The 21,683-nt window shown below is 32.6% G+C and carries 28 protein-coding genes; 14 read left to right on the top strand and 14 right to left on the bottom strand.

The window, feature by feature from the left end:
* Positions 1-617 precede the first annotated feature (617 nt).
* From NMY3_RS05110 to NMY3_RS05100, 3 genes are all read left to right on the top strand, one after another.
* The gene (locus NMY3_RS05110) at positions 618-884 is read left to right on the top strand and encodes a hypothetical protein (protein ID WP_196817847.1); all 267 of its coding nucleotides are present in this window, start codon (positions 618-620) and stop codon (positions 882-884) included.
* 364 nt (positions 885-1,248) lie between these two features.
* Positions 1,249-1,386, top strand: a complete 138-nt coding sequence (locus NMY3_RS05105; RefSeq protein ID WP_196817846.1) for a hypothetical protein — start codon at positions 1,249-1,251, stop codon at positions 1,384-1,386.
* Positions 1,387-1,491: 105 nt separating this feature from the next.
* The gene (locus NMY3_RS05100; protein ID WP_196817845.1) at positions 1,492-1,704 is read left to right on the top strand and encodes a hypothetical protein; all 213 of its coding nucleotides are present in this window, start codon (positions 1,492-1,494) and stop codon (positions 1,702-1,704) included.
* A 97-nt stretch (positions 1,705-1,801) separates the two neighbouring features.
* Here NMY3_RS05100 and NMY3_RS05095 read toward each other — a convergent pair whose 3' ends face one another.
* Together NMY3_RS05095 and NMY3_RS16650 are read right to left on the bottom strand one after the other, a co-directional pair.
* Positions 1,802-2,032, bottom strand: a complete 231-nt coding sequence (locus tag NMY3_RS05095) for a hypothetical protein (protein WP_196817844.1) — start codon at positions 2,030-2,032, stop codon at positions 1,802-1,804.
* A gap of 265 nt (positions 2,033-2,297) precedes the next feature.
* Positions 2,298-2,429, bottom strand: coding sequence for a cell wall metabolism sensor histidine kinase WalK (locus tag NMY3_RS16650; protein ID WP_231100297.1), 132 nt, complete (start codon positions 2,427-2,429; stop codon positions 2,298-2,300).
* A gap of 57 nt (positions 2,430-2,486) precedes the next feature.
* Between NMY3_RS16650 and NMY3_RS05090 the strand changes: the two genes are divergently transcribed.
* Together NMY3_RS05090 and NMY3_RS05085 are read left to right on the top strand one after the other, a co-directional pair.
* The gene (locus NMY3_RS05090; protein WP_196817843.1) at positions 2,487-2,975 is read left to right on the top strand and encodes a DUF2299 domain-containing protein; all 489 of its coding nucleotides are present in this window, start codon (positions 2,487-2,489) and stop codon (positions 2,973-2,975) included.
* 1,501 nt (positions 2,976-4,476) lie between these two features.
* A complete protein-coding gene (locus tag NMY3_RS05085) occupies positions 4,477-4,617 on the top strand; it encodes a hypothetical protein (RefSeq protein WP_196817842.1) in 141 nt (46 codons plus the stop codon).
* Between the two features lie 56 nt (positions 4,618-4,673).
* On the opposite strand, the gene NMY3_RS16870 is transcribed toward NMY3_RS05085, so the two are convergent.
* Positions 4,674-4,796: a hypothetical protein gene (locus tag NMY3_RS16870; RefSeq protein WP_257720009.1), complete on the bottom strand. Its 123-nt coding sequence runs from the start codon at positions 4,794-4,796 to the stop codon at positions 4,674-4,676.
* Between the two features lie 629 nt (positions 4,797-5,425).
* On the opposite strand from NMY3_RS16870, the gene NMY3_RS05080 reads away from it, so the two are divergent.
* The gene (locus NMY3_RS05080; protein ID WP_196817841.1) at positions 5,426-5,971 is read left to right on the top strand and encodes a hypothetical protein; all 546 of its coding nucleotides are present in this window, start codon (positions 5,426-5,428) and stop codon (positions 5,969-5,971) included.
* Between the two features lie 334 nt (positions 5,972-6,305).
* Here the strand turns inward: NMY3_RS05080 and NMY3_RS05075 are convergent, their stop codons facing one another.
* Both NMY3_RS05075 and NMY3_RS05070 read right to left on the bottom strand, forming a co-directional pair.
* The gene (locus NMY3_RS05075) at positions 6,306-6,782 is read right to left on the bottom strand and encodes a hypothetical protein (RefSeq protein ID WP_196817840.1); all 477 of its coding nucleotides are present in this window, start codon (positions 6,780-6,782) and stop codon (positions 6,306-6,308) included.
* Positions 6,783-7,234: 452 nt separating this feature from the next.
* Positions 7,235-7,675 carry a hypothetical protein gene (locus NMY3_RS05070; protein WP_196817839.1) on the bottom strand — a complete coding sequence of 147 codons (441 nt, stop codon included), beginning with the start codon at positions 7,673-7,675 and terminating at the stop codon, positions 7,235-7,237.
* 632 nt (positions 7,676-8,307) lie between these two features.
* Here NMY3_RS05070 and NMY3_RS05065 point away from each other — a divergent pair.
* Complete coding sequence (locus NMY3_RS05065; protein WP_196817838.1) at positions 8,308-8,778, top strand: carboxypeptidase regulatory-like domain-containing protein; 471 nt, start codon at positions 8,308-8,310, stop codon at positions 8,776-8,778.
* A gap of 394 nt (positions 8,779-9,172) precedes the next feature.
* Here the strand turns inward: NMY3_RS05065 and NMY3_RS17020 are convergent, their stop codons facing one another.
* Both NMY3_RS17020 and NMY3_RS05055 read right to left on the bottom strand, forming a co-directional pair.
* Positions 9,173-9,388, bottom strand: coding sequence for a hypothetical protein (locus NMY3_RS17020; RefSeq protein WP_196817837.1), 216 nt, complete (start codon positions 9,386-9,388; stop codon positions 9,173-9,175).
* Positions 9,349-9,711, bottom strand: coding sequence for a hypothetical protein (locus NMY3_RS05055; protein WP_196817836.1), 363 nt, complete (start codon positions 9,709-9,711; stop codon positions 9,349-9,351). The genes NMY3_RS17020 and NMY3_RS05055 overlap by 40 nt, the downstream gene beginning before the upstream one ends.
* 687 nt (positions 9,712-10,398) lie before the next feature.
* Here NMY3_RS05055 and NMY3_RS05050 point away from each other — a divergent pair.
* On the top strand, positions 10,399-11,496 hold the full coding sequence (locus NMY3_RS05050; protein WP_196817835.1) for an alpha/beta fold hydrolase: 1,098 nt from the start codon (positions 10,399-10,401) through the stop codon (positions 11,494-11,496).
* Positions 11,497-11,653: 157 nt separating this feature from the next.
* Entirely contained in the window at positions 11,654-11,887 is a 234-nt protein-coding gene (locus NMY3_RS05045; protein WP_196817834.1) for a hypothetical protein, read from the top strand.
* Positions 11,888-11,962: 75 nt separating this feature from the next.
* On the opposite strand, the gene NMY3_RS05040 is transcribed toward NMY3_RS05045, so the two are convergent.
* Positions 11,963-12,487: a pyridoxamine 5'-phosphate oxidase family protein gene (locus tag NMY3_RS05040; RefSeq protein ID WP_231100296.1), complete on the bottom strand. Its 525-nt coding sequence runs from the start codon at positions 12,485-12,487 to the stop codon at positions 11,963-11,965.
* Between the two features lie 507 nt (positions 12,488-12,994).
* Here NMY3_RS05040 and NMY3_RS05035 point away from each other — a divergent pair.
* Positions 12,995-13,435 carry a universal stress protein gene (locus tag NMY3_RS05035; protein WP_196817832.1) on the top strand — a complete coding sequence of 147 codons (441 nt, stop codon included), beginning with the start codon at positions 12,995-12,997 and terminating at the stop codon, positions 13,433-13,435.
* A gap of 634 nt (positions 13,436-14,069) precedes the next feature.
* Here NMY3_RS05035 and NMY3_RS05030 read toward each other — a convergent pair.
* Together NMY3_RS05030 and NMY3_RS05025 are read right to left on the bottom strand one after the other, a co-directional pair.
* On the bottom strand, positions 14,070-15,134 hold the full coding sequence (locus NMY3_RS05030; protein ID WP_196817831.1) for a hypothetical protein: 1,065 nt from the start codon (positions 15,132-15,134) through the stop codon (positions 14,070-14,072).
* Between the two features lie 343 nt (positions 15,135-15,477).
* Positions 15,478-15,807: a hypothetical protein gene (locus tag NMY3_RS05025; protein ID WP_196817830.1), complete on the bottom strand. Its 330-nt coding sequence runs from the start codon at positions 15,805-15,807 to the stop codon at positions 15,478-15,480.
* A 140-nt stretch (positions 15,808-15,947) separates the two neighbouring features.
* Between NMY3_RS05025 and NMY3_RS05020 the strand changes: the two genes are divergently transcribed.
* Together NMY3_RS05020 and NMY3_RS05015 are read left to right on the top strand one after the other, a co-directional pair.
* The gene (locus tag NMY3_RS05020) at positions 15,948-16,154 is read left to right on the top strand and encodes a hypothetical protein (protein WP_196817829.1); all 207 of its coding nucleotides are present in this window, start codon (positions 15,948-15,950) and stop codon (positions 16,152-16,154) included.
* Between the two features lie 357 nt (positions 16,155-16,511).
* Positions 16,512-16,763: a hypothetical protein gene (locus tag NMY3_RS05015; protein ID WP_196817828.1), complete on the top strand. Its 252-nt coding sequence runs from the start codon at positions 16,512-16,514 to the stop codon at positions 16,761-16,763.
* 244 nt (positions 16,764-17,007) lie between these two features.
* On the opposite strand, the gene NMY3_RS05010 is transcribed toward NMY3_RS05015, so the two are convergent.
* The 3 genes from NMY3_RS05010 to NMY3_RS05000 form a co-directional block, all read right to left on the bottom strand.
* Positions 17,008-17,232: a hypothetical protein gene (locus tag NMY3_RS05010; protein WP_196817827.1), complete on the bottom strand. Its 225-nt coding sequence runs from the start codon at positions 17,230-17,232 to the stop codon at positions 17,008-17,010.
* Positions 17,233-17,393: 161 nt separating this feature from the next.
* Entirely contained in the window at positions 17,394-18,866 is a 1,473-nt protein-coding gene (locus tag NMY3_RS05005; RefSeq protein ID WP_196817826.1) for an NmrA family NAD(P)-binding protein, read from the bottom strand.
* 53 nt (positions 18,867-18,919) lie between these two features.
* Complete coding sequence (locus tag NMY3_RS05000) at positions 18,920-19,486, bottom strand: hypothetical protein (RefSeq protein WP_196817825.1); 567 nt, start codon at positions 19,484-19,486, stop codon at positions 18,920-18,922.
* A 704-nt stretch (positions 19,487-20,190) separates the two neighbouring features.
* Here NMY3_RS05000 and NMY3_RS04995 point away from each other — a divergent pair.
* Both NMY3_RS04995 and NMY3_RS04990 read left to right on the top strand, forming a co-directional pair.
* On the top strand, positions 20,191-20,529 hold the full coding sequence (locus tag NMY3_RS04995; RefSeq protein WP_196817824.1) for a hypothetical protein: 339 nt from the start codon (positions 20,191-20,193) through the stop codon (positions 20,527-20,529).
* Positions 20,530-20,919: 390 nt separating this feature from the next.
* The gene (locus NMY3_RS04990; RefSeq protein ID WP_231100294.1) at positions 20,920-21,141 is read left to right on the top strand and encodes a hypothetical protein; all 222 of its coding nucleotides are present in this window, start codon (positions 20,920-20,922) and stop codon (positions 21,139-21,141) included.
* Positions 21,142-21,168: 27 nt separating this feature from the next.
* Here the strand turns inward: NMY3_RS04990 and NMY3_RS04985 are convergent, their stop codons facing one another.
* Complete coding sequence (locus NMY3_RS04985; RefSeq protein ID WP_196817822.1) at positions 21,169-21,642, bottom strand: TspO/MBR family protein; 474 nt, start codon at positions 21,640-21,642, stop codon at positions 21,169-21,171.
* Between the last annotated feature and the right edge of the window lie 41 nt (positions 21,643-21,683).

Genomic DNA, 21,683 nt, shown 5'->3' with positions numbered 1-21,683 from the left:
ATTAATATTGCGATGTATTTCAAATTTGAAGACACCCCTATATCTTATTGTAAAAAAGGAGTCAATTTCTATTCACCATACTAGCTATTAGAGATCTTTATTCCAATGCTGTTACCTCGAATATTATCTGTCAAAACGTCTCTTATTTGATTTAATGAGCCTATAGAGTTAGATACATGCGGTGGATTCTCAAGTATGTCTTTTATTATAATAGCTGTTTAAGAGTGAATTGTAACCATAGTGATATAGGACTAGAAATACGAGATGTTTTTAAACTCATCATGCTAGTAGTGTTTAATCTCCAAAGCAATTCCATAAGGGTCTTGCATAATCTCTAGTCCCACGCCCTTTATGCAAGACCCTATATTTTAGACATCTGTAACTAGAACTAGATAAAATAAAAATAATTCAATTTGTTTAGTCATTCTTTGATATCAGAATAATTAATTTGGAATTTCAGACTCGTAATATATCTATTACTAAACCCACCGGGCCCGTTACGATAAAGGAGCTTTTAAGTAGGTTCTGAGAAGATATAACGTATAAAAAGTGACGGAACACAACTTAAAGCTCAATGTATTGATGAAAACAACATATGGTCAATATATCTATATGCATTGAAGTCACCGGTAACAAGACAAAAATATCAAAAGAGACTTGAGAAATTCTTTGACTATCTAGAAATAGATGGAAAGACGATAGAGGAAAAGAGCATTGCATTTGTTAATTATACAAAAGAGTATGATGTTAGATGGACATTCAATGTCATATTAAAATTTATGCAATCTCTTTTGGAAAGATTTAACAGAAAAGAGATAACAGGCTCTACAATAAGAAACTATCTAAAGAGCATCAAGGTTATTTTGCTCAAAAAAACTGCTTGAAGTAATGTATTTAATAGCTGGTATTACTTTCATTTTTTTGACTGTCATTGCCTTATGAACGGAATGTAACCACATCATTAAAGTTATGTAGACAACTATATATAGAATGATTCTTTTTGGCAGTAATTCGCAAGAAAATCCATATTATCAAAATTCCTAAGTGACTAGTGCACCGTATCAAATTCAAAGCATTGGTATAGATGGGGTCTCTCTAAATGACACTAAAAAGAGATGGACCATTTTAGAGTTGAACTTGTGAGATTGACTTTCCAACCTCAACATAACCTTGGGATTCAGTTATACTTACAAAATTCTCAAAATACATGTAATAAAACAGAAAATATTTCGATGGAATAATACTATCATGGATGAAATCAATTATTTTCTACAAACAGGAAATAAAAAGATAGTTAATATTCAAGTGGTGAAAGATATTGATGCTGGAGTCACTGGAGTAATTAATATATTTTTTTATGAGGACGGTGCTGATTTCACCTTTTAATTTTTATTGTTGCATACGAATTTCACGATGAAAATAAATTTTTCACAAATAGAAACAAAGACTAAAATCATGATGTAGTTGTCACTCACTTAGCTTTAGTTCTTTATGAACAAACTCTTTAAGAACATGATTGTCTTTATGGGAACTATTTTTGCTATTTTTATGGGATTATTTGGACTTGCAGGTGTCTATACTTCTATAATTGGAACTAAGGATTCTGAAGGAACTGTGCTGTATTCCCTTACTTTTGGTATTATTTGTCTAGCAATCGCGGCAACCACTCTTTTTCTAACCGCGAAATTACATTACCATAAATAGAAAGAAAAGAATTCAAATTAAAGTTGATAGTTAGTCTTGGTGTTTATTGTTCGCCTATACTGAATGCTATAAGACAAATCAATACTAGACCATTATATCAAATAGTAATTTTTTCCTTTTTGCTCGATTTATAATCACCTATTAACATCGCATCAATCTTAGCCCTCAAGATCTTTAGATTCTCTTTATCGATTGCGAAACCAACTGTATCTACTTCTCCATTATCCATGTAGACATGTTTAGCTACAGAATACATATTCTCGTATCCGTGTTTGCCATTATGTTTTTTAGATAAATCTGTAACTGTTACCTCTACCTTATCTACCATTTTATTTTAAAAACAAATGCCAATTATTAAATTATTATTAAGATTTTACGATTAAGAAAAAACTTGCTGTTAACCGAAATAATCTAATTTGAACCTGTAATCAAAACAAGATTAAACTGTTACCCGCCGCCTTTAGGGCGGCGCTACAACCTTCAACAGTCTACACTAGATGAAAACCGAGTAATGGTAGTTTATTATTCGAGCCTGTTGCCACACGAGAGTAACATTATATCGACTTTAATTAGTTGGTATTTGAATAACGGGATCATTTGTATAATGGTAGACTAAACAAGAAGGTTCCCCCTTTTTCATACTTGTTGTTTTGAGCCCAGATCTGACCACCGTGAGCCTCGATGATATTCTTGGCAAACAAGTATTGTATTTCTGTTTCAGACACTAAAATCAATATGTTTAAAAATAATCTGTTTATATTAATTTCAATTTGCAAGAAATATTGGATAACATATACAAATGGGTTGATTTATCCAAACTAAGGGTAGAGGCAGATCATGATCTGATAAAATCTCAGAAAATTGATTTTATTGGAAAGGTAACTGTCAATGATAGATATGGCTACAACATAATAATCCTTAATGAATCTGAGATTGTCAAAATTTCAACGTCTTATAGATTCAATCAACAACTAAAGGGTCAAATTTCAAATCTTAGAAACATTGGTTTTGAATTCCTACGCAGTGTGCAATTATCATTATTACAAATGAATTTACAGTATGTTTTCATCCATAAAAACCATAATCCAGTAAGTTTAGATAAGAAAGCACTAAATAATATTGATGATTTAGAATCTATCGACATAAGTAAGAATCTTTATTTTGACGGATTTAATCAGAATTTTTTCTTCGAAGCAGTTACTAACGTAATAAATGCGATAGAAGTCATTGACATTCTGTATCAGAAGATGGATTTGAAAAACCCTACATGATATTTGTTTCAATATTAAAGACCTCAACCTTCTATTTAGATTAAGTGACCGTCCCATCTACCTAATGTATTTCATGCCAATCTATTCAATCATTGAGAGTACAAATAGTGTTAGTAGGTTGAACCTAGTCAGTAATTCTCAATATTGGATCCATATACACACACAGATAGGCAATAATGTTTTGATTCGTTATTACTGATTTAGTTTTGTTAATCTAATTCTTCAGAGAAAATTTATTGTTAGAAAAGTTCCTTGCTTTTTCTAGGATATCATGATAAGTTACTATTTGTTGAATAGCCATGCAAACTATAAAAAACACTGTGAAAATCACAGCTAGGAAAAAAGTTAGATATCCAAGGAAATTCATGAACACTGTGAAAATCACAGCTAGGAAAAAAGTTAGATATCCAAGGAAATTCATGAAACTTCATCTACGCCATTTTATTTATCCTTTTAGATCTTGCTTTTTTCGATTGTCCAATATGGATAACCTATTAAGCCAACAATTGTACTCTGACTAATTAAGATTTATAATCTGATTCGTCACATTTGGATACATATCCACAGCTAGGACAACTTTCAAGATTTGAAAAATTTCTATGAAAATTGTGTTCTTCTAATCTATATATGTTTGAAATATGATCAAAGCCACATTGTTTACATTTTATCCTAAGAGTCATAGTATAATAAAAGATTGCAGGAAATATTTATTTTTTTTCTCATAAGAAGCCTTATAGCAATTATCTTACAAGGTTTGCCTATGGTCATTAGATGGATACCGTGATTTTCCTTTTATCAAGGATTCTCTGATCTTTGACTGATGGATGATTACCGTCCCAGGAACATACTCAAACCTACCATAGTAATATCGACCCAATGGTTGATACCATATAACATCTTCATATCAAACCCATGTGGATATCCTCATGATTTCCACAAGACTCGATTAGAAAAAGGACTAAAACTAACTAATTCCGATTTTTCATCCTGAAAATTTTATTAGAATAAAAAGAAAGGTAACAAGGATGGATATTACCTTGTTAGGTATTAGATAATAAAACGCGTTATATTTGCACCCTAAGTAGTTGAAATAGAATAATTCATTATCTTTAATCAGTCTTCCTGCTAAGCCTTAAATTGATAAATATTACATCTAGAAAAGTATTTTTCAACTCTTCCAGATGTAAACATCAAGCCTAAATGATGTATTCTATATTTAGATTTGTTCGCTAAAAAACATTATTAATTAATAGGTAAAATATTTTGAATTTGTTATGTTTAACTACTTTGATCAGATATTATTAATATGTCAGAATCCAATAATGACATAAATTATACTGATCCAACCAAAACGGGCGAGTTTTCCATATTTGAGACAAGGCGATAAAACAAATACCCCATCTGATAACGAAGCCACAGATAGAGAAATCGTATACAAAATGGCAAATTTGTTAGAGGGACTCTCCAATTTCCAGCTACGACGGAGGAAATAAAAAATCATGTGAATAAAAAATCACCGGCGATGGGAAATAGAATCAGTGATGTCTTGGAGACTATACAAAATAATTTGAACCAAAAATCAGAATATCAGGACGTTTATGACATAGCTCTGGCTACAGGATTAGTGAAAAAGATAAATTAGTTTCTAATAAGATATACAAATAAAAAGTATCAATATACTAATTTTTGAATAGATTGTCATATTATGTTTGATCCCAAAGAGTACGCTACAGCAGAGATTCCTGCTATCCCTTCTATCCCTTCTATCAATTCTCTACTTACCCCTGTAATTTCTATGAGGCTGTTGGCTATTATCCACATAATAGCGGTAGCGCCTATTGCGAGAGTTAAGGGAGCATTCTAAGACTGAACACTACAAGTAATCAATAAATCAGCTATTGTTAAAGTCGGTAAGTATACTCGAATTTTCTTTCAATCTTTTTGCAATCAAATAGTGTTCTAACGCTAATTGAAATCATTCACCATGATGTGAAAGAAAAAAATTTAATTTAATGATATTTATTTAAGGATAAAGAAATTAGTAGTAAGTAGAAAAATTAATAATGTATTACACAAACTTTGATAATAGTAACATCCTACAATAGGTGTTCTAGACGCATTATGCCATTTCGCCAACTAATCAGATGCCCGTAAATATTGATAACGCTGTATCGATAGGTGTGCCAGTTTTAACGAATTCCATCCCTACAGGAGCTATAACTAATATTCCAAAAAGAAACCGTAGTAAAAATACTATAACGATAATTGCTATTATAATCAAAATAATTGTCCAAAGTGTTCCAAGCATATCTTAAGAATTTTTTATCAATAATGGTTTATATACATGTACTATCAGTTATCTTGGATGGTACATCTATTGGTAATTAACATACAGAAATATTTGACTCGCATGTTACTACTTTAAAAACATTGTTAGAAATTATATTTCAATGAAGACATTCATCAACATTAGTATTCCAGTAATACTAACCATTAGCTTGGTATTATTACTAAATACTGGAAGCGCCAGTATCTATGGACAAATAATAGATCAGACAAATCAAACCAACCAAACCGGCGGTCAAAACACTACAGAACAAGCTCAACAAAATTTAGAGCAAGCCAATCAACAACTTGCACAAGCCAACCAAACTCAACAACAAGTATCTAATCAAACACAACAACAGCTAGCACAAGCCAACCAAACTAGTGGACAGAATACCACACAACAAGCTCAACAACAGGAAGAGCAAGCCATTCCAACACAGCAACAATCTAACCAGTCAAAGCAACAAGATCCTGAAATGAACGAAAAATTGCTTAATTATACAAATATTGCTATTCTTGCATTAAATGATGATAATACTAGTGCCGCACAAGATAGTTTAGTTCAGATTCAAAATGCATTGATCAGCGCCAGTGGAAAACAAGTAGTAGTAGTTCCAGCTCCAGCAGTAGTACCCTCATCATCTGATGATGATGTAGACTCGGACTAATTTTTTTATTTTTTATACTTTCCTAACATATAACCATCAATAAGATTTTGAATTTATATCTGCCAATCTACCCATTACCAAGATTTACAAACTTTTATTATTGATATTAGTAATAATTCAAGTTAGACACTCGATGCATTTGAAAATACCTTTTAATATTAACAGTTCCCATGTACCTCATGGATTCGAAGCCCACCGGGCCCGCTCTATATTTACTATTATAGGGTAACGACTTTGTATAAAGACGCTGTACTTAAACAAAGAATTACAATTATCTAATTCAAATTGAAAAAAAATATAAAATAAATAGGCTATTTTAATTGATGAACTACTTTTATTCTTCTTCCGATGCTACTCCAATCGTTCCATTAGTTGCTAATTTCAGTAATGGTCCAAATGTTGCTCCCGCATCTGAGCTTATTCTAACAACGGGCTCTTCTGCTGTCTGGTTGCGTTCCCACCAGGTGATAACTAGGTGATCGCCATCTGCTGCTATTTCTACGTCTTCCGAGTCTGCCTCTGTGGAATTGCTTAGATTCATTTTATCCACAAATGTTGTACCTCCGTCATTCGAAGCTCTAAACATAATCTCCTCATTTCCAGTCGCGTTAGTCCACCATGTAATGTATATATTATCCCCAGATATGGCGATTGGTGCTTTTGGTCCCCCCTCATCGCCCGAGCCTGTGCCGCGTTGTAATGTGGGCATTGAGATTCCGAACGATTGTTGGGCTATCAGTGTGGCGGCTGTAATTATTCCAACTGTTGCTAAAGTTATCATGACAGCTCCCATCATAAGATGTTTGTTCATGAAGCTTGTATGAAAATCATTGAATATAAAGTGCTATCCGTGGCAATAGGTCAAAGATTTCTTAGTTATTTGATTCGGATGAAAGAACACCAGATCTGATGAATATATCATCTCTTCAGCCGATGGACAGAGTACCCAATGGCATGTAGATTTCTTGGATTAAAGCATCATATTCATTCCTTTGTAGCTAAAAAAAAGAGAAAATCCTAATTGGGAGAACCATCCAATATGTCAAAGATACTTTCAATGTAGAATAAAGAAATGTAAACTAAAGCATTTACAAAACTGGTTGAATCTATTTGTGAATTATCATAACGAGGAGATGATCCATGCTTAAGTTAACAGCGCCGAAAAATCATATCATCTTATTTAATAATAGACTTGATTTAACCCTTTTATCTACCTGTAACAAATCTATTGTTCGATCTTCAAAATCCTTCAGGTCGGGTCTTTTATTCTGTTCTTAGACCATAGGAACGTGCATCATAATGATCAATATCCTTCGTACTCATAAGGAAACTAAAACCTTCTGTAGAGCCTGGTTCCATTGTAGATAGTGGAGATGTAATGGACCTGGTTGTATCCTCTATTGTTTTGTTTAGTGGATCAAATAAGATAATATCTACTTTGACATCTTTTACATTTTCAGTTGAATTGTTTAAAATAATGCCATCTATACCAGTCAAGCCCGTAGGGCTTTCGATAACTGTTATGTTCGATATAGAAAGGTTTATTCTATCAGGTAATGGTGGGACTGATCCTACTGGCCCCTGTTGCAGCTGTGCATTGACAACAGGAAGAGATACTGCAAATAAGATTATGAATAATGCAGAAATTGTTAAATTGCTAATTTTTTGTACGATAGTATTGTTATGATAATTTATCCTAATCATATTTATTAGTTAATAGCAGGTGGAAAATAAACATTCTTGGGTTTTTTGTTATCATCTTTTAAATCATTATTTTGATGATGAATGAGCATACCTGGGGTGTTATACCTAAATTGATTTATTGCTTTTGTTTTATTATAAGGACAGATCTCTTGCTTAATTATCAAAAACAGTTTTATTGATCTTGATTCTTCTCTGACCTGCCCTTCATAATTAGTCTTTTGAAATCGTAGATATGAATTACAGTAAATATGGTCTCAGATCGATATATAACAATGAGTTCATATCTTTTTCAAGCCTGAAATTCAGACTCGTAATATATCTATTACTAAACCCACCGGACCCGCCTTATAATTAACATCTGTCATAAATGGCTCAGTGATCTCAAAAAATTTTATTGAAGTAACAGTTCCCACGGAGTATATAGATTTGAAGCCCACAAATGCCTTAAAGATCTTAAATCGAATGGATGATGACAAATATTTTGATATTTAGGACTCTGAAATCCATATAAAAAATTTATATTTTGACGTCATTTCTTACAATTATTACATTCATATATGAATGTGATACAAATTTTAGAAATAATAATAAAACTTTTAATATGATCAACGCATATCGATATTGTGTTATAAATGCAATTAATAACAAATAAACACAAAATCTATGGAGATTTATATCAAGAGCAATTAAAGGTCCGAGGCAATATAAAAGTACAGAAAAAGATAATTAGTATAGTTATAGCAACAATAACTATTTTTATAACGTTAGCTTATATTCTAGGAAGTGTCCCGTTACCTAATGTAAGTATGGGTTCTATTTTCGATCCCTTACCAGTTTATAAAAATGGTTTCGGGGCTATTAACGGATATGTAATTGGCTCACCTCAAAATCCCATTCTTGGAACAATCATAGTTGCAGCAGATCAGAGGGGACATTTTCAGACAGTGAGTGTAGGCTTGGAACATGATGGGAAATATGTACTTCAAGATTTAAAACCAGGAAAATATATGATTATAGCCTTTTTCCCAGATGGTGAGTACAGGGTGATAAATAATATCCCAGTAGAATCCAGCTCGGTGCAGACACTAATTTTCAAATACTAATTTTTTTTCAGTCTTACTATTTATTCTATATATTTTAGTATCTCCCATTATTTATCAAATAATGAAAATGTTGTATATTGGTATAGATACCCAATTATTATAAAACTTAAATATAATCTTCTGATATATGTATATATTATATCAATTAGCTATTCTTTAATATTATTTATTGCCACTATTTCAAAAGGTTTACTGATGCTAGGGTCAACGTACCATATCAGTTATTTTAACAAATGAACTATCATTTCCAAAAACAAAACGCAAGATCTTCATGCAGTAGAAAGTCCAATTTCAAAAATATTTTTTATTGTTGATCCCTTTAGATCTTTCAGACAAAGAATCGGGGGATTTGAAAGAGATTGTTATTTCCCTAAGGAGACAAAGTATACAATCCTTAAGGAGATTGATAGTTAATTTTAAAAATTAGTGTGTTAACATATGCAGCTGGATTAGAAGCAGACCTTTGTAGTAAGCTTGAACCTTTGGCATCATTGGCTGAATTATACAAGATATCAGTAGGATTTGGTCCTACTAGAATATTTTCAATAACCTTATCGGTTTTCGCATCTATTACACTAATAACTTGCGAGCCAGTACATAATACATACATATTGCCGTTTTTCTCATTAAATGCAATAGCTTCTGGCTTGTTACCAACATTAGTTTTCCTATAACCGTGTTAGTGGATCCACCAAGAATAACTACTTCGTTTATAGAAGGACTAACAATATACATGTTACCATTAGTTGGATTATAAGCGATGGCCTGGCGATCGAGATCTTCTTGTTGATCTCCGATGACAATTTTATCAATGACATCATTGGTTTTCCCATCTATAATAACGATTGAAATAGAGCCACCAAGTCTCTGTTGCATTGTAGCATATATATTGCCATTCTCGATATTGTCAGCACGTACATACGACCCTAGCACTCAAACACACACTAACTGCGGTGAAGTCACTCAACCACGAACATCAACCCCGCATATTGGCCGCATCTTACCTGACAGAGGAATGATTTACCTGTACTAGAACAAGAGCCAAACCAATCAATACCTCAGTTTGGCGATGGAATTAAAACAGATGCTCCACGAGTAGGTATTATGGAACAAGCACCACAATTTGATACTGGTTCAAACGATGAGAAGAGTGAAGAAACCAATATGTTTGAAAGTGAGAGCGAGGCCAATACCCCTATCGATAATGAAACTACGGACTAATCAAGTTTAGTCATAGAAAATATAATTATCTCCGTCGTATTCAATTAATTTTCGGCAATTATTGCGACAAGTATAGAGGATTACTTATTCCATTACAAGGAATCTTTCAAGACCTTATTTTAATAATACTTGTTTATTTTATCAATTGACTTGACTTCTATTTAAGCTATTTAAGCGAGATATACAGATATTTATGTATAATCTATGAAATGATGTTGGAAATTCCTCACGATAAGAACCTCGTTACCATAGTGAACTTAATCCGACACGCCAGGATTACACTTAATTATCTATTTAAATAATATTAGATGATGGTTTGAAAATGATATATCAACTATGAAAGTAGCAGTAAAATTTTTTTGTTCTAAATCTTATTAACAAGGTCAAAGTAAACATTGTATGAAAATCTCTCAAGCCGCAACTTTTGTATTAACTATCAGTATTTTTTCGTCAAGTATTGTAAGCAGTCTATTTATATCGAGTTTGAGAACTAGTCCAGTTTATGCAACAACATCTCTAGACCAATCCATTCAACAAAGCCAGGAGGAATTGCAGTCTGAAATTAATAAAAAAGTTCAGCAAACGATTACAGAGACTATTAATAATATAAATAATAACATTCCGAATGTTACTGGCCAAATAAACGATAGTCAAATCCAAAAAAATACTTTTCCTTCTAAAGATGCATTAATAACAGATAACAATGCGACTTCTCAAAAGGTAAAAGTAGGAGATATAGATATAGCATACAAATTATTTGGAAAAGGAGATCCCGTCTTAATGATTCCAGGTTTTTCAATGACTAAAGAAATGTGGGGACCGATATTGAATGACTTGTCTGAGAATCACACTGTTATTATATTCGATAACAGGGGAATTGGAGAAACAACTGCAGGTAATAGGACTTTTTCAATGAACCAATTTATCAATGATATAGTTGGGCTTATAGAAGCATTAGAGATTGAAAAACCAATTGATGTGCTGGGACTTTCACTAGGGGGAATGATCGCACAAGAACTTGCCATGTCACATCCAGAAATTGTAAATCATCTTATTGTGGTTGCCTCATCCTGTGGAGGAGAAAAATCTTTACCACCACAACTATCACCAAGAGATCTACAAAGTATGCAAACTGGAACGGCAAATAAGTCACTATTTTTACATGCTTTATTTCCAGACAATTGGATACGAGAAAATAGTGATGAGATAAACAGAACATTTGCTCTTCCTCAGGTTTCTCAAGAAATTCTCTTAAAATATGGCGAAGCAGTGAGCAAATGGAAAGGCTCCTGCGATAGCATATCAAATATCGATAAACCTGTGTTGGTTATTACTGGAACCGAAGATATTACATCTCCACCTATTAATTCATTAAAAATAGCAGAAAAAATACCAATTGCTTGGTTAATTCAGATAGATGGTGGAGGTCATGGAGTGATGCAACAGTATCCTGAGACTGTGGATAAAATAATAGAGATCTTTCTTTCTATTATTTGATCTTTTGAACTACAAATAAAAATTGATATACTGACAAGGAAGGAAGCGAACCTATCCTGTCTACTTTTAGATATTTTTAAAAAGAGATTTTTACTGTAAATTGAATAATTATAAAAATGTATAAACAAGAGTAACATTATTTTCTTGTCAATATAAAATGAAAAAACCTAATAAAATAAACAATTGGAAAACGACAATTGCAATGTTTGGGATTACGGCAGTACTAATAGTGACCATAATTTCAGCATATAGTTCAATCCTCACTCAAGCTATCAACCAAGCACAAGCACAAACACTAAATGCAACTGAACAAAAAACATATGTAACTGACATTAATGTGCACTTTAAAACGGCTTGTATATCTGTTATACTATTTACATACTGTTGGTAGTATGTAAATACGGGATGAAATAATTAGTAATAAATGAAACTTTCATTAAATTAGAGAACCAATGGAAATCCTGTTCTAGTAGTATGAATTAGATTTTTTATTATCTCCAAATTTTCCTGTAGCTTCGTTTACTTTGATGCGATATACCACGATTTCAAAAATTTCATTGTTCTTGCTGTGTAAAAACGGTGACAAAAATGAGTGCAAAAATGCAAGATTTTCGATGCCCCGAAAATTATAGTCAGAGGCTTCAATCGGAGGAGGAGATTTTCTATCCAAATTAGACATAATGGATTTCATCAGAATCTTCAATCCATTGTTTGCATCATTTCCTTTTAGTTCCTCAAAGGTTCCATAAAGGATAACACTTTTCCAACTGCTCATATCTCTCATCCAATCAATTTCAAAACAGACATTCGGATTTTTTCGCATCATACGAATTTTTAACCCGTTCTTTGTATGTCCATAAATATATCCATTATCATAAGCGTATGTAACAGGAACAACATACACTTTGTTACCATCAAAGCAACCTATTCTTCCTATTAATTCTGACTTTAGAAGATCATCAATTTGACCTATATCCAAATCCCCCCACATAATTAGATTATTAAATATTAATGATTTAAAACGTATGTTATTAATATATAATCTAGTCAGTCTACGTTTTACTAAATAGAAATTACAATAAAGAATTGAAGAAATCGACAAGGGGTTTTAATATCTTGTAGAATCAATTTCGAATTAATGTTTTAATAACAAACATTTTCTCAAGTTATGAATCTGGAATACTATACAAATTGATAATAGCGTCCTGAAGCCTACCGGGCCCCATGTAATCTTTTCTCTTATTAGCAAAGGATCAATATGTTTCCTTGAAATAAGATTTTATTTAATTAATAGTTCCCATGTACCTCATGGACTCGAACCCCACTGAATCTAGAATGGGTTGTTGACATTTTGTTATAATTGACTAATTTAATACTTTTTATTAATACAGAATAAATATCATGCAGCTATGTAAAACTCAACTGTAAAGATTATCAATCAATACCTATTAAAGAACAAACAAATGAATTTATTATCATTTGGAGAAATCCTTACCCTGTGTCTGAAGAGATCTCTAAAATAATGGTCGGTATAGATGGGTCTGAGGCTTCAATCAAAGCCGTAAGAAAGGTTTTAGACATGGCAAAAAAATACAGCGCAGAAGTTATTGCAATTCATATTTCATTGATTCCATATTATTTAAGACGGTTGCCTCAAAGTGGATGGGAAGAACTACGCGCTTATGATGATGAGCAGATGAAAATATGGTTAAAGAATATTATGATAGAGGCCAATGAAAAGAATATTCATTTTAAGGCATTGGTAAAAGAGACTACATCATCAATTGTGAATGAAATTATTAGAAGTGCCGATGCAGAAAATATTGACTTGATTGTTTTAGGTAGTACTGGTAAGTCAAGGCTTGATAGAATGTTGGTCGGTAGCGTAGCCCAAGGCGTGATGACCAATGCAAAGTGTTCTGTTTTAGTAGTAAGATAATTTCAAGTCCAACTGGAATTAAAAAAAAATAAACGCTTCTAATAAAAGATCAAATAGTTCTAGGATCTTGATTTATTCTTGTGATAAAGGTAATATGCTAAATCCTTCAACTTGTGCTTCTTTCTGCATTACTGGGGTGAGAAATTAGATTCTTGTTGCGAATCACTTTGTGGTTCTTCGTTAACTAATCCTTGTTGACCTGTTGGTTTGCACATTTGGATACACATCTCTGTTCCTCGTGAACATGGAGAAAGACATGGTTCATTTTTATCATTGCTATTTTGAATTTCATCAGATGTTTCTATCCCACTTTTTGGTGCGGCAATCGTATTGTCGTTACCGTCTAAGTTTGCTGACGATGATAAGGGTGGAGGGGACTGATAGTTACAAGGTGCTGTAATACATTGAACACTACTAGATGGACAGGGCCGGACCGATTAAACGTTGCCTGGACAGAGCCCAATTGAGTCCATCCAAACAAAGTTCCTACAAAAGCACCAATCAAGAGAACGGATAATATTAATAATTTCTGCATTAGTATTAAAAAATATTTTTAAATCTATATAAGCATTTTACCAACAAATTAGCCTAATAAAAGTCTGTCATGGGAGGCATGTTATAGAGAATGTTTAATTTAGTGTTTTAGGACTTCTCCACTCGGACCTGTGATGTCACCTGAAGATATTCTTGAACAGGGATCAGACTTTGTCCATTCTGATGCACCAAAGAAATCACCATTCGAATTGAATTTTGTTAATTTAGTCCCTGTTGGATCTATTTGAATATCAAACGATCCGCTGCCTTTGGTTCCTCCCAGAGGAACATCTTGCCATTGACCAAATATCGTAGGGTCGCCTGAACCATTCCCACTCCTAATGCCATGAAAAACATTGCTAAAACCTTCTCCAATTGAAAGGGTATTAAATCCAAACCACCAAACCGTCTTATCTATTTGTCTAATGTAATACTTTCCGCCATCATTTCCTATCCACTTTCCAGTTAAATCTCTGTAACATTCAGAAGCGGGTGAAAAATTCACATTTGTTGAACTGCTTGGTCCAAAATTCTGTACACCAACAAATTTATTGGTAGAGGCATTGTTTGGACTAGTAAAATCGCTCTCTGGTTGCTGTTGTTGCTGTTGGTCTAGAGGCGGTTGTTGTTGCTGTTGGTCTAGAGGCGGTTGTTGTTGCTGTTGGTCTAGAGGCGGTTGTTGTTGCTGTTGGTCTAGAGGCGGTTGTTGTTGCTGTTGGTCTAGAGGCGGTTGTTGTTGCTGTTGGTCTAGAGGCGGTTGTTGTTGCTGTTGGTCTAGAGGCGGTTGTTGTTGCTGTTGGTCTAGAGGCGGTTGTTGTTGCTGTTGGTCTAGAGGCGGTTGTTGTTGCTCTTCCTTTGATGATTGATCCTCTCCTTGGGGTTGTTGTTGGACACACTGTTCTGGAATTGCAGAAGTTGGATCAGTGGGACATATCTGCATACAGACAGATTCACTCATTTGTGTCTGTTCTTCAGGCAAATTTTCTGTACATTCTGTGTCTTGTTCACTAACAAAATGAAAATATCGTTTATAGTCTTGTTGATTGAGCGCATAAACACTATTGTTTTGTTGATACCCCAAAAAGTACAAAGTACTAACAGTGAACACAACAAAAAGAAATATGGAAAAAGGAAGATTAGAGTAATTTGATGGTTTATGTTTCATGTCAACCATTTAACTCGCAAATATATAGGCCTTTACCGTAGTTAATCAATATCATCCTATTGCAGCCCAGTATTTTGATTTAGCGTTTATAAAAATATAATTATGTATCTTCTGATATAGTTTACTTTATTTTTTGCAAAAAACAAAATTAAACAAATGTAAAGTGATGTCCAGCAAGAGTCAGGTATTATCTCTTTCTTTGAATTGTCATTAATTAAACTCAAAGTTCTCATTTGATCTCGACTAAAACTTTCATGTATTTAATATCACGTTTAGTTTTACGGCAATATTTTGATATTTAGGATATTAACTTTGCCTAGAGAAAATTTTCTATATGGTCCATTCACCTATATTTTTCCCAAACTGAGCCACTAAATCCTCCAGTAGAGTCAGTTTTAGTCAAAATATAGTTATGAACATCTTGACTACATACGAGTGTTATTTCGCCATGTCCCCTATATTTCCCCAAGGGTACGTCTGCCCAGTTTCCATGTATACTATCTCCTGATCGTTGTCCAAAAAAAACGTTGACAAAAGTTGTACCTTCATTATACGTCGTTCCTCCAACCCACCACACTTTTTGCCCATTTTGTTGTATATAATAAGTTGCACCATCATTTCCAACCCATACACCAGATAACTCACCAAGACATCTTGCATCGGCTTCTTGCACAGATCCTATAGATACTATCAAAATTGATGCAATAAATGAAATAATTGTAAACGTAAGTAAGTATTTGAAATTCGCTGAATTACAATACACTGGAAAATAAATTGATTGAAAATATTTAAGGCTTTTCTAAATAAAGATTCTTGAGTATTGAGATAACGAATTTGAATGCTCATATGATACATAATTTATTAGCTATAGTCGATAAATATGAGTTAGAAAATATGAATAATTCTGAGGTACAATCAACCGACGGCGATTCATCTTTTATATGTGATAAGTGCGATCAAAAATTTAATACACAACAGGAATTAAAAGAACACGGTAGGAATGCCCATCAATTACTATAATTCTCTAATTTTATATTTGTTTACCATTTTTAATATTAGCAAGAAAAAATTATCTAAGCGTTAGAATACGATATAATTGTAGATCAATTGACGATGCCAGTGAAACAATTACTTCTTAGACTTCCTTTCTCTTCTTTCTTTTATGTGTTCAAAGAATAGATGATAACACTCCAGCAAATCCTGCTCCTATTAACGATCATTGATCCATAGACTGCCCAAAAGTTTAATTAATTCTTTAGAAATAGTACATGAGTCCTCTTTTAGTGGTAAAAATACAGCGGAAACCACTGGGCCCGTTAATCACATGGGTTCAAATTATTCGTGGTTGATTAAGAGACGATAAAAGGAGGTACATTATTGCCCGCTGAGTTAACCACAACTATTAGAAATATAGAAATCAAGGTCACAAATCAGACCAACAGACAAATAATTAAGGACTTTTACAAATATCTTCAGAACACAGATACTTCTGAAAACTATCAAAATGGTTTGCTCAAAGTCTTAATACGATATGCAGAGCACTTAGGAAATCATATAACATTTTATCAAATTCAAAAAAATCCCATTTTTAAATGTCGAAATAAACATCTACTCGGTTTGATATCATAACAAGGGTCTGGAGGGAAATTTAATTCAAAAACTAATTTTATATAAAAGAAAATTAAGAAATAACGATATTTAAAATATGTTTTTTTAAAAAGATACACTTTAATTAAAAACTGGAAGGTTGAGATAAAATAATTACGATTATTCCTAAAAATGGGGATTTACCATTTATAAATATGTAGCCTGTTCTTAATTTGTTGGTATTATATTTTAATAATTATTGGCAAAGACTATTTACTTGCATCAGTTAATTTATTTTTTTCTTTTCAATCTTTGAACCCAAGTCTAGTAAATATAATATTTTAGGATTATTTCGGTGTTCTTCTGGAATATCGTTAATAGTGAAATTTTTTATGTTACCTAAATATTTGATAACCTGCTGAGTAGACTTTTTTTTAACCGGATCCCATTGATTTTCTACAAGGTAATAATAATCATGTCCCTTTATCTTTTTAGTTCGAATAAAAGCCATATTTTTAATACCAAATCATAGAATATTAATCAATTATTATATAATACGCTAGTGCTAACGTGGATCCATAGAAGATTATTGTTAAAGATCAGTTCTGATCACGAGTTAATTTAAGGAGAATTTTAATAGAAAATTTACTATGTATTTTCTAACTCTTCCAATCAGCCATGTAACCGTATTTTATGAAAGATATTATGTGATGAGATGACAGTAAAAGATGCTATAACTATTCCGACAATATCTCTCCAAACTTCATTGTTACTAGGTCTTTCAGCTATAATAGAATATCCAGAAACCATATGAAAGTTATCCAACAACCAAAATACCAGACTTGCCCATCCCAGTATCCCGGCTATCAGTGCACCAAGTCTAGCTCCAAAGCGTACAAAGTAAATTGAAGTGAAGATAAGTAAATACCAGATGACTGCTATGAAGAGCCAGAAGGGCTCCAAAAATTGAGCTCTGTCTTCTAAAAAGTAGTAGGTCGTACCTATTGCCAAAAGTAAGAATAAAGAAATCAATAGAATCTTGTAGTTAGCAGACATGGATGTCCGTTCTTTTTTTATTAGACTCTTATCCTTCTTCTTTGTGTACTTATCTTCTTCATTAATACAATATCGCAACGAATCCTCAAACGATTTTAATTCTATAGGAATAACTTTCTTGATCGAATCATCCTTAACTATTGCTTCATGTTTAAGACTATCAATTAATGGCCTTGCCAACGATGCTTTTATGGGGGTAACCAAGTCAACCCAATAGGATGAAAGTCTTGGAGTTAGGAATGAAATGATCAAGATTCTAATGGATTTGTCGAGTATTTTAGCATAAATTTTCATCATATCAAAATAAGTAAGTATGTCTGGGCCTCCTATATCGAATGTTTTTCCTTCAGTTTGTGGTTTTTCAATCGAGTTAAAGAGGTATGTAATTACATCATCTATGAATATTGGCTGGCATTTAGTCAGCACCCATTTAGGACAAATCATTACAGGTAATCTCTCAACTAGATACCTTAGCATTTCAAAAGAGCCCCCACCACTTCCCAGTATAACGGCTGCTCTAAAAATTGTCACCTTCGCGTGTGATTTTCTTAATATATCTCCTACCTGCTTTCTACTAAGCATGTGTTGAGAAAGTTCGGACTCTTTTGCGTGTGTTAAACCGCCTAAATAGATAATTCTTTTGACTCCTCGTTTGTCTGCTGCATTTGCAAAATTCTCAGCAGTTTTTTGTTCCTTTTCTGAAAACTTTTTCCAATTCTTTGAAGATCCCTCCATTGAATGAACAAGATAATATGCTATATCTACATCTTTGAGCGCATTTAAACAATCCTCATAGTTGCTTAAATCTCCTTCAATGACCTCTACTTTTGACGATTCATGCTTTTTGTCCATGTCAGAACTACCAAAGGTTTTTTTATTTCGAGTCAAACAACGAATTGAATATTTAGCGCCTTGATTATCTGAGGTTTCAATATTGATCTTTATTAATTGCTTTAGCAATCTGCTTCCGATAAAGCCACTGGCACCTGTAATCAGAATTTTGAGATCGTTGTTTTTCCGCTCCGGTGATCGATATTCATCTGTCAATTTTGAAAATCCTCTTCTGTTATTTTGAGTTGTAAATGCCATGGTTCATAATATGAATAAAAAGATTTTTTGATAACTTAGATAGTTTCCTTATATCATATAGTTTTAGGGTATACAAATGCTTTGATATCGGTCATCCTGCCCGACATATAACCTAGCAAAGCGCCATAAATCAAGTGAAATATTAAGGAACCTCCTATGATTATTCCATATAATCCATTAAAGCTTGAGGCAACCGAATAAACATACTGATTTGGAGTTATTCCGCTATTAAAATTATCTATCATAGGTTGAATAAGTAGTGATGCAACTGGAACAAAAAATACCGCCCATAATACTACCCCTACAATCATCCCAGTTTTTAGCCCATGCCTAGCACTATAGGGTGACATGCGTTTCCAGAACAAGGATACCTGGCCATATATGTTTCCTGCTATAGTTCCAGTTACGACATGTAGAACAAATCCAATAAGTGGAGCAGTAAAAGGATCGTAATATCCAAGAGAAATCCCTATTATCCCAAAAAAAGAACCAGGTGGTGATTGAGAGATTAAGTCGATACTAACTAATAATCCAGAGATTCCCCAAGCAGCAATAAAGCCTGCCAAAGAACAATAAAGAATAAACATTTTAGGAGATTCACGAATATTTAATGAACTCATAAAAATAATATTTAATTAAAGATATTTAACCAATTCCCAAATTCTGTGATAGTGCCTAACGGGGGGAGGATTGTTTAAAAATGATTCTCAAGGATTATTAAAAAATCATTATCAGATAAATGATATAACAACAAAATTCTCAAAGTCATTCTATTTGAACCGCTAAGTTAGCAACGACAGCCCATATTTATGGTTACTTTGATGTTATTTGATGTATAAAATACCTCGATCACTATCATACAAATACATTAGAAATTTGATAGTCTTCTCGTATAATAGTGCCAATCGATTACAAGGTTAGTTATTATCTTAAATATCATAATAACGAAAATTAAAAAATCAATTTGTCAAAAATGGTTAGAACAATTATTCATAATTTGTCTAAAATTAAAATTTATTTAATTCCTATGGGAACGTATTTCGCGATTCAAAGGGTAGAGAGTAGTAGAAAGAGTCGAGGAGATCATATACGAGCAATCTAAGCAGAGACTCAACAGGTAGCCACTTAAATGATCAAAATTCATTTAATTTTGGTAAGGATAAGTATTTCCTCATCTGTGAAAATTGTTGTTGGATGTCATCAACACATTTAAGAACAGTCTTTTTTTCCACCGTAAAACAAATTAGTATATGTCCGTCATGTAATAATAAATTACATTGCTTTGACATTGATACCAATGTAAGTAGAAGTAACGGAGTAGCGAATGATTTCACTAATAGATTGTAGTGATGATTCAAAGGCACCAAAATTAAAAGCAAAATTAGTTGCATTACTACTAAGAGCTACAATAAAAGGTCTCGCTACAAGCGATATTGATAAATTAATTAGAAACTCTACATCTTCTTCTGGTCAAATATCGTCATTAACAATACACACTATAAAGAAATACTTGTATTATTTGATTGAATATGGTCTGATCTTATATGATGGAACAAATCAGGTATTTATTATCAAGAATAGTGGAATTAAATTATTAGCCATTATTATGAGTATAAAAAAATATTCATTAGATATAGAAAAAACGTCAATAGGATTTGAATAATTCGTTAACATATTGTTTTGATTTTACCAGGGATACCATTGCTTAAAACCTTTAATTACATAATATATATTTCTGGAGCTCTTACTTTTTACAACATCAGAATAATAGTAGATAAGAAAGAAGAAGATAAAGTATTGTATAAGTATTTTAAAGAAATCCCTCCCCAATACGCCAGTTACATGGAAGTAAATTTATGATAAGAATTTAAAATTATAACAATATTGTCATGTAAGCAAAGCCAATACTTGTAGCCTTAATAATAATTGTGGCAACCGATTTAATATTTGATTTAGATCCAATTACCATCCTAGGGGCAATTACAATCGACAACTTTGTCGTAATAACTGCACTCTATTTACAATATTTGGTTAGAGAAGTTTGTACTTTTTGTTGATAGGAATGCTGGACAAGTTCTACTATCTTAAACCTTGGCTAGTAGCAATAAAGGCGTTTGTGGAAATAAAAATGATAATTTCAGACTATTTTAAGATACCATCACATATACCAATCTCCATCATCTTTGGAATACTTGTTGTAGTAGTAATTCAGTCTACACTAGGAAGAAAGATATCAAAAGGAAGCAAAAGATTAGATGAAAATTATGTGCCATGAAAAAAAAAATAATAGAAAGCACTTTGATCAATTTAACACCATAATTGCATAATTTAATACTGAAGCAATAATTATCCATACCATATATGGGATTAAGAGCATAGCAGCATATTTTGAAACTCTCTTGGCATAAAATATTGTAACTACTAGCATGACATCTAAAATCAAAATGTCAATTAGTCCAAGCAGAGGCGACTTTAATCCAAAAAACAACAATGACCACAAAGCATTTAGAATCAATTGGATTGCAAATACTACAAAAAAGACGTTTCTGGTCTTTGATTTTAACTCATCTTTCCAGACTATGTACAAAGATACACCCATAAGATAATACAAAATAATCCAAACAGGACCAAATATCCAATTAGGTGGAGCAAAGAAAGGTTTTTCCAATGTGATATACCAGTCTGGAACTGCTTCAAAAGTAAATAAAGAACCGAATATACCTGCTGACTGACAAATAATTATTGAAATTATAAATCTAAGAACTTTTTTGTACATACAGTATATTTGATCTGTTTATAGTTTAAACCTAAATATTT

This window comes from Candidatus Nitrosocosmicus oleophilus, assembly GCF_000802205.1.
GTDB classification, from domain to species: Archaea; Thermoproteota; Nitrososphaeria; order Nitrososphaerales; family Nitrososphaeraceae; genus Nitrosocosmicus; species Nitrosocosmicus oleophilus.
This window is presented reverse-complemented; position numbering and strand designations above follow the sequence as displayed.